Source organism: Streptomyces sp. SID13726 (assembly GCF_010548375.1).
GTDB lineage: Bacteria > Actinomycetota > Actinomycetes > Streptomycetales > Streptomycetaceae > Streptomyces.
This window is the reverse complement of record NZ_JAAGLY010000021.1, coordinates 118762-133845: the sequence shown is the minus strand read 5'-3', so window position 1 is coordinate 133845 and position 15084 is coordinate 118762. Positions and strand designations below refer to the sequence as shown.

Sequence of the window (15084 nt, the reverse complement as noted above, 5' to 3'; positions counted from 1 at the left end):
CCGCCCCGCCGCCCGGCGGTCGTGGCGCGGCAGGCGGCGGCTACGGCTATCCGCAGGCGGCCCCGTCCCAGCGCCCCGGCGCCGGCGGACCGGTCGGCGCACCCGCGCCGGGCTCCCGTACCCGCCACTGGATCGAGATCAACGGCACCCGCCATCAGATCTCCCGCGCAACGCTGGTGCTGGGCCGCAGCACCGAAGCCGACGTGCGGATCGACGACCCCGGCGTCTCGCGCCGGCACTGTGAGATCCGGACCGGAACGCCCTCGACGATCCAGGATCTCGGGTCCACCAACGGCATCGTGGTGGACGGGCAGCACACCACCCGCGCTACGCTCCGCGACGGCTCGCGGATCGTCGTGGGCAGCACCACCATCATTTACCGGCAAGCCGAAGGGTGAAGCGGGGGCAATGTCAGAGCTGACCCTCACGGTCATGCGGCTGGGTTTCCTGGCCGTACTGTGGCTGTTCGTGATCGTGGCCGTGCAGGTCATCCGCAGCGACCTGTTCGGTACGCGTGTCACTCAGCGCGGCTCGCGCCGGGAGGCAGGCCGGGCCCAGCAGGCCCAGCGCCAGCAGGCGCCCCCGCAGCAGCGCCAGCAGCCGGCCGCCGGCGGGCGCCAGCGCCGTAACGCACCCACCAAGCTCGTCGTGTCCGAGGGCACCCTCACCGGCACCACCGTGGCGCTCCAGGGGCAGACGATCAGCCTGGGCCGGGCGCACGACAGCACCATCGTGCTGGACGACGACTACGCCTCCAGCCGCCATGCCAGGATCTACCCGGACCGCGACGGCCAGTGGATCGTCGAGGACCTGGGCTCCACGAACGGCACGTATCTCGACCGTACGCGGCTGACGACTCCCACACCGATTCCGCTGGGCGCGCCGATCCGTATCGGCAAGACCGTCATCGAGCTGCGGAAGTAGTGCTACATCATGAATAGGCGCGAGCGGAGCGAGCACGCGGAGTGGGTCCCCACCCCGGGCCCCGGCGCGCTCCCGACCGGAGGGTGGGCACCGTGCGGATGTATCCGGAGCCGACGGGCGAGGTGCGCATGAGTCTGTCACTGCGCTTCGCCGCCGGATCGCACAAAGGCATGATCCGGGAGGGCAACGAGGACTCCGGATACGCCGGTCCGCGCCTGCTCGCGATCGCCGACGGCATGGGCGGCGCCGCCGCGGGTGAGGTCGCCTCCTCCGAGGCCATCTCCACCATCGTCGCCCTCGACGACGACGTCCCCGGCTCCGATGTCCTCACCTCGCTCGGCCACGCCGTGCAGCGCGCCAACGACCAGCTGCGCTCCATGGTCGAGGAGGACCCCCAGCTCGAAGGCATGGGCACCACGCTCACCGCCCTGCTGTGGACGGGCCAGCGCCTCGGTCTGGTGCACGTCGGCGACTCGCGCGCCTACCTGCTCCGGGACGGCGTACTGACCCAGATCACGCAGGACCACACCTGGGTGCAGCGGCTGGTCGACGAGGGCCGCATCACCGAGGAAGAGGCCACCACCCACCCCCAACGCTCCCTGCTGATGCGGGCGTTGGGCAGCGGCGAGCATGTCGAGCCCGACCTGTCGATCCGTGAGGTCCGGGCCGGCGACCGGTATCTGATCTGCTCCGACGGCCTCTCCGGCGTCGTCTCCCACCAGACGCTGGAAGACACCCTCGCCAGCTACCAGGGCCCCCAGGAGACCGTGCAGGAGCTGATCCAGCTCGCGCTGCGCGGCGGCGGCCCCGACAACATCACGGTCATCGTGGCCGACGTGCTCGACCTGGACACCGGGGACACCCTCGCCGGGCAGCTCTCCGACACCCCGGTCGTGGTCGGCGCGGTCGCCGAGAACCAGCACCAGCTGCACGACAACGGCATCATGCAGACCCCCGCGGGCCGCGCCTCCGGGCTCGGCCGGCAGGTACCGGGACAGGGCGGGGGCGGCGAGTTCGGCCCGCCCGGCTCCGGCGACACCACCGGCTACGTGCAGGCGGGCAGCTTCGGCGACTACACCGACGACGACTTCGTCAAGCCCCGCAAGGGCCGCAAGTGGCTGAAGAGATCCTTCTACTCGGTCCTCGCGCTGGCCGTCATCGGCGGTGGCCTGTACGGCGGTTGGCGCTGGACGCAGACGCAGTACTACGTCGGCACCAACGGCGAGCACGTCGCGCTGTACCGCGGCATCAGCCAGGACCTGGCCTGGGTCTCGCTCTCGGAGGTGGAGAAGGACCACCCCGAGATCGAACTCAAGTACCTGCCGCCGTACCAGCAGAAGTCGGTCGAGGGCACCATCGCCGAGGGCGACCTGAAGACGGCCCAGAACAAGATCGACGAACTGGGCGTCCAGGCCTCCGCGTGCAAGAAGCAGGCCGAGGCGCAGGCCACGGAGAGCGGGAAGAACTCCAAGACGGGCGAGGGCCAGGCCGGCGGCACCACGGGAACCACTCAGTCCTCCCTGACGTCCAAGGCCACACCGACACCGACCCCGACCGGCACGACCTCGCCGTCCCCGAACGCTTCCGCGTCCCCGACCAAGCCCACTCCGACCCCCGGCCCCACTCTCTCGGACAAGGAGAAGCAGGTCGTCGGGCAATGCGGTACGCAGTAGGCCAGCCGTGAGAGGCCCCGTCACACCATGAGCAGTACAACCAACACGTCGACGCACCACACGTCCACGATCGGCGCGATCGGCGCCCCGAGCCGTCGCAACACCGAGCTGGCACTGCTGGTGTTCGCCGTCCTCATCCCGGTCTTCGCCTACGCCAACGTGGGTCTCGCCATGCACGACGAGGTCCCGGCCGGGCTGCTCAGCTACGGCCTGGGGCTCGGTCTGCTGGCCGGCGTCGCCCATCTCGTCGTACGGAAGTTCGCCCCGTACGCGGACCCGCTGATGCTGCCGCTGGCCACGCTGCTCAACGGCCTCGGGCTCGTGGCGATCTGGCGGCTGGACCAGTCGGCGCTGCTGCGGCAGATCGGCCAGGCCGGCGGCAAGGCGACCAACCAGCTGATCTACACGGCGATGGGCATCGCTCTCTTCGCCGTCGTCCTGATCTTCCTGAAGGACCACCGGGTCCTCCAGCGGTACACCTACATCTCCATGGTCGGCGCGCTGGTCCTGCTGCTGCTCCCGCTGGTCCCCGGTCTCGGCGCCGAACTCACGTACGGAGCCAAGATCTGGATCCAGGTCGGCAGCTTCACCATCCAGCCCGGTGAGTTCGCCAAGATCGTGCTGGCCGTCTTCTTCGCGGGCTACCTCATGGTCAAGCGTGACGCACTGGCCCTCGCCAGCCGCCGCTTCATGGGCCTGTACCTGCCGCGCGGCCGTGACCTCGGTCCGATCATCGTCGTGTGGATGATCTCGATCCTCATCCTGGTGTTCGAGACCGACCTCGGTACCTCGCTGCTGTTCTTCGGAATGTTCATCATCATGCTGTACGTCGCCACCGAGCGGACCAGCTGGATCGTCTTCGGTCTGCTGATGTCGGCGGCGGGCGCGGTCGGCGTGGCCTCCTTCGAACCACATGTCCAGCAGCGTGTCCAGGCCTGGCTCGACCCGATGAAGGAGTACAAGCTCAGCCAGGCCGGGGTGGGCGGTCACTCCGAGCAGTCCATGCAGGCCCTGTGGGCCTTCGGCTCCGGCGGCACCCTCGGCACCGGCTGGGGACAGGGCCACTCCGAGCTGATCCGCTTCGCCGCCAACTCCGACTTCATCCTCGCCACCTTCGGCGAGGAGCTGGGCCTGGCAGGCCTGATGGCGATCCTGCTGATCTACGGCCTGATCGTGGAGCGCGGTGTGCGCACCGCCCTCGCCGCCCGCGACCCGTTCGGCAAGCTGCTCGCCATCGGCCTGTCCGGCGCCTTCGCGCTCCAGGTCTTCGTGGTGGCCGGCGGTGTGATGGGCCTGATCCCGCTGACCGGTATGACGATGCCCTTCCTGGCGTACGGCGGTTCCTCCGTCATCGCCAACTGGGCCCTGATCGGCATCCTGATCAGGATCAGCGACACCGCACGCCGTCCGGCCCCCGCGCCCGCCCCCAGCCCCGACGCCGAGATGACCCAGGTGGTCCGCCCGTCATGAACAAGCCCCTGCGCCGGATCGCGATCTTCTGCGGCCTCCTGGTCCTCGCCCTGCTCGTCCGCGACAACTGGCTCCAGTACGTCAAGGCCGACAGCCTCAAGGACGACCCCGACAACCGCCGTGTGCTGATCGCCCGGTACGCCACGCCCCGCGGCGACATCATCGTCGACGGCAAGGCCATCACCGGGCACGCGGAGACGACGTCGGGCGACTTCAAGTTCAAGCGCACCTACAAGGACGGCGCCATGTGGGCGCCGGTCACCGGCTTCGTGTCGCAGGCCTACGGCGCCAACCAGCTGGAGTCCATCGAGGACGGCATCCTCACCGGCAACGACGACCGGCTGTTCTTCCGCAACACCCTCGACATGCTCACGGGCAAGCCGAAGGAGGGCGGCAATGTCGTCACCACCCTCAACGCCGCCGCGCAGAAGGCCGCCTACGACGGTCTGAAGAAGCAGGGCGGCAAGGGCGCGGTCGCCGCCATCGAGCCGTCCACCGGCAAGATCCTGGCGCTGTCCTCGTACCCGTCGTACGACCCGTCGACGATCGCCGGCGGCAGCGACGCCGACGCCGAGGCGTGGAAGAAGCTCGACAAGAAGAACAACCCCGCCGACCCGATGCTCAACCGGGCGCTGCGCGAGGTCTACCCGCCCGGATCGACGTTCAAGGTCGTCACGGCGGCCGCCGCGCTCGAGAACGGTCTGTACAAGACGGCCGACGAGAAGACCGACTCGCCGCTGCCGTGGACCATGCCGGGCACCACGACCCAGCTGAAGAACGAGGGCACGATCCCCTGCAAGAACGCCACCATGCGCGTGGCGCTTCAGTACTCCTGCAACACCGTCTACGGCAAGATCGGCTCCGACCTCGGCAACGACAAGATGCTCGACGAGGCCAAGAAGTTCGGCTTCACCGAGGAGCAGTTCACGCCGGTCCGCTCCAGCGCGCCGGTCTTCTCCGCCGACATGAACCCGTCGCAGACCGCGCTGTCCTCCATCGGCCAGTACAACACCGCCGCGACCCCGCTCCAGATGGCCATGGTCGCCTCGGCGGTCGCCAACAACGGCACCCTGATGAAGCCGTACATGGTCGACTCGCTCCAGGCCCCGAACCTCGACACCCTCGAGAAGACCGAGCCGGAGAAGATGAGCGAGCCGCTGTCGGCGGAGAACGCGCAGATCCTCCAGTCGATGATGGAGACGGTCGTCAAGGACGGCACCGGCAAGAACGCCCAGATCGACGGGGTCACCGTCGGCGGCAAGACCGGTACCGCCCAGCAGGGCGAGAACAACAGCAAGAACCCGTACGCCTGGTTCATCTCCTACGCCAAGGTCGGCGACAGCGCGCCGGTCGCGGTGGCCGTCGTCATCCAGGACGACGACGCGGTCCGCGAGAACATCTCCGGTGGCGGTCTCGCGGCGCCCATCGCCAAGAGCGTCATGGAGGCGGTCATCGACTCCAAGAAGTGACCCCGCTCACGTCCCCTTCACATCGGTGCACGTTGCGATACCGGTCCTGTATCGGGTGACGCACTTGGCCAGGTCACACAAAGCTAGCCGGGTACGGTAGGCCCGGAGTGCAGCCTCCGACGGCACACACGTGCCGGTCGGGACCGACGGAGAGGGCTGGTAGGAAGCTATGGAAGAGCCGCGTCGCCTCGGCGGCCGGTACGAGCTGGGCCAGGTGCTCGGCCGTGGTGGCATGGCGGAGGTCTACCTCGCCATGGACACGCGGCTCGGCCGCACCGTGGCGGTGAAGACGCTTCGCGCCGACCTCGCGCGCGACCCGTCCTTCCAGGCCCGGTTCCGCCGGGAGGCCCAGTCGGCCGCCTCGCTCAACCATCCCGCGATCGTGGCGGTCTACGACACGGGCGAGGACTACATCGACGGGGTCTCGATCCCGTACATCGTCATGGAGTACGTCGACGGCTCCACGCTCCGCGAACTCCTGCACAGCGGCCGCAAGCTGCTGCCGGAGCGCTCCCTGGAGATGACCATCGGGATCCTCCAGGCCCTGGAGTACTCCCACCGCAGCGGCATCGTCCACCGGGACATCAAGCCGGCCAACGTGATGCTCACGCGCAACGGCCAGGTCAAGGTGATGGACTTCGGCATCGCCCGCGCCATGGGCGACTCCGGCATGACGATGACCCAGACCTCCGCGGTCATCGGCACCGCCCAGTACCTCTCGCCGGAGCAGGCGAAGGGCGAGCAGGTCGACGCCCGGTCGGACCTCTACTCCACCGGCTGTCTCCTCTACGAGCTGCTGACGGTCCGTCCGCCCTTCGTGGGCGACTCCCCGGTGGCCGTCGCGTACCAGCACGTACGCGAGGAGGCGCAGCCCCCTTCGGTCTTCGACCCCGAGATCACGCCCGAGATGGACGCCATCGTCCTGCGGGCCCTGATGAAGGACCCCAACTACCGCTACCAGTCGGCCGACGAGATGCGCGTCGACATCGAGGCATGCCTCGACGGCCAGCCGGTCGCGGCCACCGCGGCGATGGGTTCGGTGGGCTACGGCGGCTACCCCGACGACCAGCCGACCACGGCCCTGCGCTCCGACGCGGGCGCCACCACCATGCTGCCCCCGATGAGCCCGGACGACGGCGGCTTCGGCTACGACGACCGCCCCGACCGGCGCCGCCAGAAGAAGTCGAACACCTCGACGATCCTGCTGGTGGTGGCGGGCGTCCTGGTGCTCGTCGGCGCGATCCTGATCGGCAAGTGGATCTTCAGCGGCACCGGCGGCGCGGGCAACGACAGCGTGAAGGTGCCCAACCTCGTCAACCAGTCGCAGGCCGACGCCGAGAAACAGCTGACCAACAGCGATCTCAAACTCGGCGAAGTGACCCAGAAGGCCTGTGAGAACACGGCCAAGGGCAACATCTGCAGCCAGGACCCGGCGAGCGGTCAGACGGTCGACAAGCAGTCCGCCGTCAGCATCGTGGTGTCGACGGGCGCTCCGAAGGTCACCGTCCCCAGCGTCATCGGCCTGGACGTCGACGAGGCGACGGAGAAGCTGGAGGGCGACGACTACAAGCTCGAGGTCAAGACCAAGACCCGCGAGTCCACGGAGACCGAGAACAGCGTCCTGGAGCAGGACCCCGTCTCCGGCAAGGAAGTCGAGAAGGGGTCGACGGTCACCCTCACCATCGCCAAGCCCGAGGAGAAGTCCACGGTCCCGGACGTCACCGGCAAGTCCTGTGACGACGCCAAGGCGCAGATGACCCAGAACAACCTGGTCGGCAACTGCACCGAGGTCGAGACCAACGACACCAACCAGATCGGCAAGGTCATCACGACCACGCCGCAGGCCGGCACCGAGGTCGACAAGAACTCGTCGGTCAACATCCAGATCGGCAAGGCGGCGGACAAGACCGAGGTCCCGAACGTCGTCAACCAGACGGTGGGCCAGGCCAAGCAGACCCTGAACAACGCCGGCTTCACGAACATCCAGTTCGCCAACGGCAGCGACCAGAGCGACACGGCCCTCGTCATACAGCAGAGCCCGAACGCCGGCGACGAGGTCAACGACCCGGGCAGCACCCAGATCACCCTGGCCTCGGTGAGCGTCGGCAACGGCAACAACAACGGCGGGAACAACGGCGGGGGCTTCTTCGGAGGCGGAGGCGGCTAGGCCTGGACCCGGCCTCGGCCTCGGCCTCAGCTGAGGATCGATCCGGCCGTAGCAAGAAGCGGGCCCCGGCACTCCGGTGAGAGTGCCGGGGCCCGCTCGTTCACCGCGTCCCGGTCGTCAGCCGAGCACGGAACGCGCCTCGCTGACGACCTTCCGATGGGACACGGCCAGGCGCTTGAGGTCGGTCTGGTTCTTCGCGATCAAGGAGTCCTGGATCGCGGTTTCCCGGCTGCTCCAGATCTTGACGAGACCGGTGCTTTCCTTGCAGGCGATGTCCGTCGTCGCGACGGATATCTCGCGCCGCGTGACCTTCGCCCCGGAGTTCTCGTCCGCACCGAGCGCCTGGAGAGGCGTGCTGTACGAGAAGCCCTTTTCCTTCATGCACTGCGACCAGTCACGAGTCGCCTTCACGACATCCGGTGCCTCAAGGGATTCCGTGAAGCTCTCGGTGGCGATAGAGCTGGCCACCTCGGCACCCTTCGCGTCGGTGTACCGCCCTCGAATCTCCGACTTCGCCCGCCCCAGGCAGCCGCCTTCCGGCACCTTTCGCCCATTCACTTCCGCGGTGCCACCGGGACGGCCGTTCAGAGCGAGGAGCTGCTTCTCCGACACGGTCTCCTGGCTCGCGGCAGGCGCCGCATCGGGAATTTCGTAGCCGTACCGCGAGGCCACCTGGGCGTTCAGTACGCCATAACGTCGGTTGCTGCCGGGCTGATATTCCGCCGCGGATGCGGACCGTTCGAGATCGTAGGCGAGATCGTACTCGCGCATGCATTCCCTGGTGATCTTCCATTCCGCACGGGACATCAGATCGAGTTCTTCCACGCTGAAGGCGTACTTGGCGATCGGAAGTTCCAAGTACTTCTCCAGAGCCGAGGGCTCTGCGGGGCTTTCGCCGGTCGGGGCCGGCACCGGCGTCAACGTGTGCGATCGACCGGGGGCGCCTCCCGTACTCCCCTCGCAAGCCGCTGTGCCCATCAGCAGGGCGCAGGCGAGAAGGGTGCCGCCCAGGGGTCGACCAACTTGCCTGGACATGGATACTCCTCCGACGTGAAAGGTGCCGGACGCGTCGAGCTCGCGTCCGGCACCCGCATGACTTCTGGCCCGCTCAGAACTGATAGCAGTCGCTCAGACCCGCGCTTCCGTCCTTCACCCGGAGGGAAGCGTTCTCGTTGTACGTCTTGTTCAGCCGGTTCGCGATGGAGTACCGACCGCCCTGCGCCCAGAGCCAGTCACAGGCGCCGCCCTGGTTGCTGTTGAAATAGATGACCGCACTTTCGTCGGGGGTCTTCGAGGAGAAGTACGCCGACGCGGCATTGTTCTTGACCGGCTGTCCCTTCCCCGCGGAATCCGAGGCGAAGGTGTAACCGGCCAGATTGTCGAGGTCGCCATATCCGTAGAAGCTGGTGTGCGAGCCCTGTTGGTTGGAGTTGTAGTACAGGGAAAGACACGGGCGAAGGCTCTCGCAAGTGGTCCCCGAGTACGAGAGTGCGCCGGCCTGGGAAATGCCCGCAACGGACATCAGGGCAGTGGCGACACCTACGACGGCCATCTTTCTTGAAGACTGCAAATTTCCCCCTCGAACAGTCATTCGATGAAATCTCATCGTATTTTCATCGACATCGAGGGGGCAAGGAGGCGCGAGCGGCCCACAAGTGATCTGGATCACGTGAGCGCGCGGAGTCAGCGCGGAGTCAGCGCGGAGTCAGCGCAGTTCCTCCGGCGGAGTCCGCTCACTGTCCACCTTCTCCGTCCGCACCAGCTCCCCCCACACCACGTACCGGTACCGCGAGGTGTACACCGGCGTGCACGTCGTCAGCGTGATGTAGTGGCCGGCCTTCTTCTTGCCGGATTCCTTGGGGATCTGGCCGAGGACCTTGACGTTGTACTTCGAGGTCTCGGGGAGGACGGCGTAGACCTTGTAGACGTACCAGTCGTCCTTCGACTCGAAGACGATCGGGTCGCCCTTCTTGAGCTTGTCGATGTTGTGGAACTTCGCGCCGTGGCCGTCGCGGTGGGCGGCGAGGGTGAAGTTGCCCTCCTTGCCGCTGGTGGGGAGCGCGGCCTTGACGGGGTCGGTGTAGTAGCCGGCGACACCGTCGTTGAGGATCTTCGTCGAGGTGCCCTTCTCGACCAGGACCTCGCCGTTCCTCATCGCGGGGACGTGCAGGAAGCCGATGCCGTTCTTGGTGTCCAGCGCGCCGGGACCGGTGTCCCGTTGCAGCCAGCCGTCCCGGACCTTGTCGGCCTGTTTGTCGGCCACGCGGTCGGCGACGACGTTCGTCCACCACAGGGAGTAGACGACGAACAGGCCGAGCACCAGGCCCGCCGTGATGAGGAGTTCACCGAAGACGCTGACCGCCATGGCGATCGGCCCGCCGCCGCGGCGGCGCGGTGCGGAGGTGCCGGTGTGCTGTTCTTGCTCCGTGGTCGCTGCCACTGGTCATCTGCCCCTACTCGACGAGCGCATCCGGCTTGCCCTTGCTGCGCGGCCGTTCCTCGACCATCTTGCCCCAGACGATCAACCGGTACTTGCTGGTGAACTCCGGCGTGCACGTGGTGAGGGTGATGTAGCGACCGGCCGTGGTGAAACCGGATCCCTTGGGGATGGGGTCGATCACGCTCGTGTTGCTCGGAGACGTCACCGGCAGGGTCGACGTCATCTTGTAGACGTAGTACTCGTCCTGTGTCTCGACGACGATCGGGTCGCCCGGGGACAGCTTGTTGATGTACCGGAACGGCTCGCCGTGCGTGTTGCGGTGACCCGCGAGGGCGAAGTTGCCGGTCTTGGCGTCGGGCATCGCCGTCTTCAGCGCGCCCTCGCCGTAGTGCCCGACCATGCCCTTGTCGAGCACCTTCTTGTTGCTGACGCCCTCGGCGATCGGCACGACCACGTCGAGCTTGGGGATGTGGAGAAGCGCGAAACCCTGGCCCGGCTCGAAGGTGCCCGGGGCGCCCTTGCCGCTCGCCCAGTCGTCCTGGAGGCTGCTCGCCTCCTTGTCCGCCGCCGCGTGCGCCCGGACGTTGGTCCACCACAGCTGGTAGCTGACGAACAGCAGCATCAGCACACCGGTGGTGATGAACACCTCGCCTATCGCCCGGCTCGCGACGACGGCCGCGCCGGGCTTCGCCGCCCGCGCCTGCCGACGGGCCTCCACCCGCGAGAGCGGGGCCTGCCCGTTCTCCTCGGCGGCCTCCGAGGCCGTACGAGAACCACCGTGCCGCCCGTGACGGCGCTTGGCGGCCTTTCTGCGGGCCGCACGGCCGCCCTCCGGGGTTCCAGAGGCGGATGTGACGGAAGAGGCGTCAGAGGCGGGTATGGACTGCGGCGGCGGATCGGGTATCCGCAGCGCCACCGTCTCCTCGTCGATGGGCGGCAGATACCGCGTCGCCGCCCCGTCGGTGGACGCACCGCCGTGGGACTCGTACGACGCGTCGCCGTACAGGTCCTCGCGCTCGGGGCGCAGCGCGGTCACGCCGTGGCCCTGCCCACCACCGGGGCGAGCCCCGCCGACCTCGCCACCGCGCCCTGGTCGCCGCACTCCACCAGCCAGTTGGCCAGCATCAGGTGACCGTGCTCCGTCAGCACCGACTCGGGGTGGAACTGCACGCCCTCGACCGGGAGTTCACGGTGCCTGAGCCCCATGATGATCCCGTCGTGCGTCCGCGCGGTGACCTCCAGCTCGGCCGGCACCGTCGCCGGCTCGGCGGCCAGGGAGTGGTACCGGGTCGCCGTGAACGGCGTCGGCAGCCCGGCGAAGACCCCGCGTCCCTCGTGCTCGACCAGGGACGTCTTGCCGTGCAGCAGCTCGGGGGCGCGGTCCACGACACCGCCGTACGCCACCTGCATCGACTGCATGCCGAGGCAGACGCCGAAGACCGGCACCCCGGTCGAGGCGCAGTGGCGGACCATGTCCACGCACACGCCCGCCTCCTCGGGGGTCCCGGGGCCGGGCGACAGCAGTACGCCGTCGAAGCCGTCCTGGGCGTGCGCCGTCGACACCTCGTCGTTGCGCAGCACCTCGCACTCGGCGCCCAGCTGATAGAGGTACTGGACCAGGTTGAAGACGAAGCTGTCGTAGTTGTCGACGACGAGAATGCGCGCGCTCACTGGTTGTCCACCGTCACATCGTTGAAGGGCAGCAGCGGTTCGGCCCACGGGAAGACGTACTGGAACAGGACGTAGACCACAGCAACGACCAGCACGAGTGAGAGGAACGCCTTCACCCATGCGTTCCCCGGCAGATGCCGCCAGATCCAGCCGTACATGCCGTCCCTTCCGTCGCACCACGGCACCAGACTCACGCCGTACCGCACCAGACTAACGGCGCAGGGCAACAGGCTTGCCGTCCTCCACAGGCTGTGTGGAGTCCAGGTGTGCCCAGACGATCAGCCGATGGCTGTGTCCCCACTCCGGATCGCACGTGGTCAGCGTGAGATAGCGGCCGGGCCGCGTATACCCCGACTTACGTGGCACAGGATCGATCACCTCAATGTCGGTGGGCACTGTTTTGTAAGGCCCTTTGTCGATCCGATACGTGAACCAGGTGGTTCCGTCGGTCAGCACCACCGCGTCACCCCGCCGCAGCTTCGGGAAGTCCTTGAACGGATCTCCGTACGTACGCCGGTGACCTGCGACGGAGAAGTTGCCCTTGCCCCCGAGCCGCGCGGTGCCGGCGTAGTGACCGAGGCCCTTCTTCAGGGTGCCGACGCCGGTGCCCTGGAGCACGGGCTTGTTCCACGTGAAACCAAGACGCGGGATGTACATGACCGCGAAGGGCTGTCCGTCGCGGTACGTCACACCCGCCGGGCTCGCGGAGGCCTTCGGCGTGGGAGCGGTGGTCGCCCACTGCCGTTGCAGGGTGTCTATCTGGTCGTCCATGACGTGGTCGGCCTTCACACCCGTCCAGAACAGCACATAGACGACGAACAGCACTATCAGGGCGCCTACGGTGATGCACAGCTCGCTGACGGTCCTGACGACGACTCGCACCGGCAGCTCCTGAGGCTCACACCGTGCTCACTCCACGGGCTTCGCGTAGTGCAGATCCACTGTGCCCGAGTAGCCGGGAAGAGTCACCGTGCTGTCGTCGGCGACATTCCAGCCGAGGCCGTACACATTGACGTAGACCATGTAGTTCTGGATCGCCTTGGAGTCCGCGAGCGACTGCTTCAGCTTCCCGGGGTCGCCGATCGCCTGGATCTTGTACGGCGGTGAGTAGACCCGGCCCTGGAGGATCAGGGTGTTGCCCACGCAGCGCACGGCGCTGGTGGAGATCAGCCGCTGGTCCATGACCTTGACGCCCTTGGCGCCGCCCTGCCACAGGGCGTTGACCACGGCCTGGAGGTCCTGCTGGTGGATGACCAGGTAGTCGGGCTGCGGCTCGGGGTAGCCGGGGAGCTTGGCGGTCGCGTTCGGCGGGGCGTCGTCGAGGGTGACGGTGATCGCGTCGCCCTTGAGCTTCTGGGTGCCGGCCCGGTTCTCCAGGGCCGCGAGCTTGTCGTCCTCGGCGCGGGTGCTGCCGTCGTCCCGCTCGGCGAGCGCCTCGACGTCCCGGCGCAGCGAGCCGTTCGACTCGTCGAGCCCGCCGTTCTTGTGGCTGCGCTCCTGGATGAGGTCCGAGAGCTTCAGCAAGGAGGCGTCCGTGCGGATGTTGGTGCCCTTGGCCGTGTTGAAACTCGTGAAGAAGATGAGCCCCGCGAGAGCGAAGACCCCCACGGTGAGCACCCGCACGGGCCGGAAACCCCGCCCGCGTACAGGGCTGGATCCGGCCTGGGGGGAGTCGGCAGAATTGCTCAACGTACCCTTATCTCCTTCGGCGCCGCGGAAGCACTACGCTAACGGACGCCCGGGGGAGCGCTAAGAGTCCCCTTGTACGCTGCCCGGAGCCGGAGCCCGACCAGTTACCTGCGCGGCCACGCAGCGCATCGACAGGAGAGACCCTCGTGCCGAAGTCACGTATCCGCAAGAAGGCCGACTACACGCCGCCCCAGGCGAAGCAGGCGACCGCCATCAAGCTGAACAGCCGCGCATGGGTCGCCCCCGTGATGCTGGCCATGTTCCTCATCGGGCTCGCCTGGATCGTCGTCTTCTATGTGACCGACGGCTCGCTGCCCATCGACGCCCTGGACAACTGGAACATCGTGGTGGGCTTCGGCTTCATCGCCGCCGGGTTCGGCGTCTCCACCCAGTGGAAATAGCTCCGCGGAAGTAGCTCTGCCCAGGGGTATCCGCTGAGTTATCCACAGCCTGGGGCCATTTCCACAACGGGCTGGGGAAAAGACGACGATCTGTGGATAACCCCTCGGGTGTTGACGCCGGTACGACCATCGCACCAAGCCCCGCAAGCCTGTTCGCCCCCTGCCTGACCTGCATGAACACGGGTCGGTGACAGGGGGCACAGCTGTTCCCGCACGGTATGCACAAGATCCGGCACGCGCTGTGGACAACGGGCCGCTCAGGTGAGCTGGGCAGTCCTCAACAGCGTCATGCCCACGACGACCAGCAGCACCAGCGCGCAGGTGCCGTACTGCACCAGCGCCCGCCGCTCACGCGGGGCGTGGACCATGCCGTAGCCGGTGATCACGCCCGCGACCAGGCCGCCGATGTGGGCCTGCCAGGAGATGTTGAACGACGGGTTGAAGGTGAAGATCAGGTTGATCACCAGCAGCGCGATGATCGGCCGCAGGTCGTAGTTGAGCCGGCGCATCAGCACCGCGGTCGCGCCGAAGAGGCCGAAGATGGCACCGGAGGCGCCGAGCGTCTGGGTGACCGGACTGGCCAGCAGATAGGCCAGCGCGCTGCCCGCGAGACCGGAGACGAAGTAGACCGCGAGGTAGCGCGCCCGCCCCAGGGCCGCCTCAAGGGGGCCGCCGAGCCACCACAGGCTCAGCATGTTGAAGCCGATGTGCCAGATCTCCTGGTGCGCGAACATCGAGGTCACCAGGCGGTAGTACTGCCCGTCCGCGACGCCCTCGGTGGGCTGGAACGGCGCTGGCGGATAGGCCCCGATGAGGCTGAGATCGGTCGCCAGGGACGCGTTGGCCTGGATGGCGATGAACACCGCGAGGTTGATCCCGATCAGGACCTTGGTGAGCAGCCGGGGGTCGGCCGTGACGGTGCCGCCCGCGATGGTGCGGGGCCGCGCGGCGGCCGGCGCGGGTCCGCTGCCGCCGCCGTCCCGCACGCAGTCGGGGCACTGGAATCCGACGGAGGCGCTGACCATGCACTCGGGGCAGATCGGGCGCTCGCAGCGGGTGCAGCGGATGCCGGTCTCGCGGTCCGGGTGCCGATAGCAGCCGGGCAGGCTCTGGGCCTGCGGTGAACCGCCCGCCTCCTGGTTCATGACATCCCCTAAGTCGCCCTGAGTCGTCGTACGGA

Annotated in this window: 16 protein-coding genes; 7 read left to right on the top strand and 9 right to left on the bottom strand. The window is 67.8% G+C overall.

Translation table 11 applies throughout. From position 1 onward, the window contains the following. From G3I78_RS37325 to pknB, 6 genes are all read left to right on the top strand, one after another. A partial coding sequence (locus G3I78_RS37325) for an FHA domain-containing protein (protein WP_164433097.1) occupies positions 1-398 on the top strand: 398 nt, incomplete at its 5' end. A 10-nt stretch (positions 399-408) separates the two neighbouring features. Then, a complete protein-coding gene (locus G3I78_RS37320; RefSeq protein ID WP_164433095.1) occupies positions 409-924 on the top strand; it encodes an FHA domain-containing protein in 516 nt (171 codons plus the stop codon). 98 nt (positions 925-1022) lie between these two features. Next, a complete protein-coding gene (locus G3I78_RS37315) occupies positions 1023-2597 on the top strand; it encodes a Stp1/IreP family PP2C-type Ser/Thr phosphatase (RefSeq protein WP_164433110.1) in 1575 nt (524 codons plus the stop codon). A gap of 27 nt (positions 2598-2624) precedes the next feature. After that, the gene (locus G3I78_RS37310; RefSeq protein ID WP_164433093.1) at positions 2625-4067 is read left to right on the top strand and encodes an FtsW/RodA/SpoVE family cell cycle protein; all 1443 of its coding nucleotides are present in this window, start codon (positions 2625-2627) and stop codon (positions 4065-4067) included. Further along, on the top strand, positions 4064-5536 hold the full coding sequence (locus G3I78_RS37305; protein ID WP_164433091.1) for a penicillin-binding protein 2: 1473 nt from the start codon (positions 4064-4066) through the stop codon (positions 5534-5536). The genes G3I78_RS37310 and G3I78_RS37305 overlap by 4 nt, the downstream gene beginning before the upstream one ends. 169 nt (positions 5537-5705) lie before the next feature. Then, the gene (gene pknB, locus G3I78_RS37300) at positions 5706-7703 is read left to right on the top strand and encodes a Stk1 family PASTA domain-containing Ser/Thr kinase (protein ID WP_164433089.1); all 1998 of its coding nucleotides are present in this window, start codon (positions 5706-5708) and stop codon (positions 7701-7703) included. A 117-nt stretch (positions 7704-7820) separates the two neighbouring features. Here pknB and G3I78_RS37295 read toward each other — a convergent pair whose 3' ends face one another. The 8 genes from G3I78_RS37295 to G3I78_RS37260 all read right to left on the bottom strand — a co-directional run bounded on the left by G3I78_RS37295 (position 7821) and on the right by G3I78_RS37260 (position 13503). Next, positions 7821-8561 (bottom strand): hypothetical protein, encoded by a 741-nt coding sequence (locus G3I78_RS37295; protein ID WP_164433087.1) that lies wholly within the window; start codon positions 8559-8561, stop codon positions 7821-7823. A gap of 250 nt (positions 8562-8811) precedes the next feature. Continuing rightward, positions 8812-9255: a hypothetical protein gene (locus G3I78_RS37290; RefSeq protein WP_164433085.1), complete on the bottom strand. Its 444-nt coding sequence runs from the start codon at positions 9253-9255 to the stop codon at positions 8812-8814. Positions 9256-9408: 153 nt separating this feature from the next. Beyond that, the gene (locus G3I78_RS37285) at positions 9409-10143 is read right to left on the bottom strand and encodes a class E sortase (protein WP_164433083.1); all 735 of its coding nucleotides are present in this window, start codon (positions 10141-10143) and stop codon (positions 9409-9411) included. 13 nt (positions 10144-10156) lie between these two features. Next, positions 10157-11179: a class E sortase gene (locus G3I78_RS37280; RefSeq protein ID WP_164433081.1), complete on the bottom strand. Its 1023-nt coding sequence runs from the start codon at positions 11177-11179 to the stop codon at positions 10157-10159. After that, complete coding sequence (locus G3I78_RS37275) at positions 11176-11814, bottom strand: aminodeoxychorismate/anthranilate synthase component II (protein ID WP_164433079.1); 639 nt, start codon at positions 11812-11814, stop codon at positions 11176-11178. Before G3I78_RS37275 ends, G3I78_RS37280 begins: the two co-directional genes overlap by 4 nt. Next, entirely contained in the window at positions 11811-12008 is a 198-nt protein-coding gene (locus G3I78_RS37270) for a hypothetical protein (RefSeq protein ID WP_199873683.1), read from the bottom strand. Before G3I78_RS37270 ends, G3I78_RS37275 begins: the two co-directional genes overlap by 4 nt. 16 nt (positions 12009-12024) lie before the next feature. Continuing rightward, on the bottom strand, positions 12025-12696 hold the full coding sequence (locus G3I78_RS37265) for a class E sortase (protein WP_164433078.1): 672 nt from the start codon (positions 12694-12696) through the stop codon (positions 12025-12027). Positions 12697-12723: 27 nt separating this feature from the next. After that, positions 12724-13503, bottom strand: coding sequence for a DUF881 domain-containing protein (locus G3I78_RS37260; protein ID WP_164433076.1), 780 nt, complete (start codon positions 13501-13503; stop codon positions 12724-12726). A gap of 146 nt (positions 13504-13649) precedes the next feature. On the opposite strand from G3I78_RS37260, the gene crgA reads away from it, so the two are divergent. Beyond that, entirely contained in the window at positions 13650-13904 is a 255-nt protein-coding gene (gene crgA, locus G3I78_RS37255) for a cell division protein CrgA (RefSeq protein ID WP_164433073.1), read from the top strand. 257 nt (positions 13905-14161) lie between these two features. Here the strand turns inward: crgA and G3I78_RS37250 are convergent, their stop codons facing one another. Then, a complete protein-coding gene (locus G3I78_RS37250) occupies positions 14162-15049 on the bottom strand; it encodes a rhomboid family intramembrane serine protease (RefSeq protein ID WP_164433071.1) in 888 nt (295 codons plus the stop codon). Positions 15050-15084 lie beyond the last annotated feature (35 nt).

Coding starts and splice junctions, on each gene's coding strand:
- G3I78_RS37320 (WP_164433095.1), top strand. CDS start 409: ATGTCAGAGCTGACCCTCACGGTCATGCGGCTGGGTTTCCTGGCCGTA.
- G3I78_RS37315 (WP_164433110.1), top strand. CDS start 1,023: ATGTATCCGGAGCCGACGGGCGAGGTGCGCATGAGTCTGTCACTGCGC.
- G3I78_RS37310 (WP_164433093.1), top strand. CDS start 2,625: ATGAGCAGTACAACCAACACGTCGACGCACCACACGTCCACGATCGGC.
- G3I78_RS37305 (WP_164433091.1), top strand. CDS start 4,064: ATGAACAAGCCCCTGCGCCGGATCGCGATCTTCTGCGGCCTCCTGGTC.
- pknB (WP_164433089.1), top strand. CDS start 5,706: ATGGAAGAGCCGCGTCGCCTCGGCGGCCGGTACGAGCTGGGCCAGGTG.
- G3I78_RS37290 (WP_164433085.1), bottom strand. CDS start 9,255: ATGGCCGTCGTAGGTGTCGCCACTGCCCTGATGTCCGTTGCGGGCATT.
- G3I78_RS37250 (WP_164433071.1), bottom strand. CDS start 15,049: ATGAACCAGGAGGCGGGCGGTTCACCGCAGGCCCAGAGCCTGCCCGGC.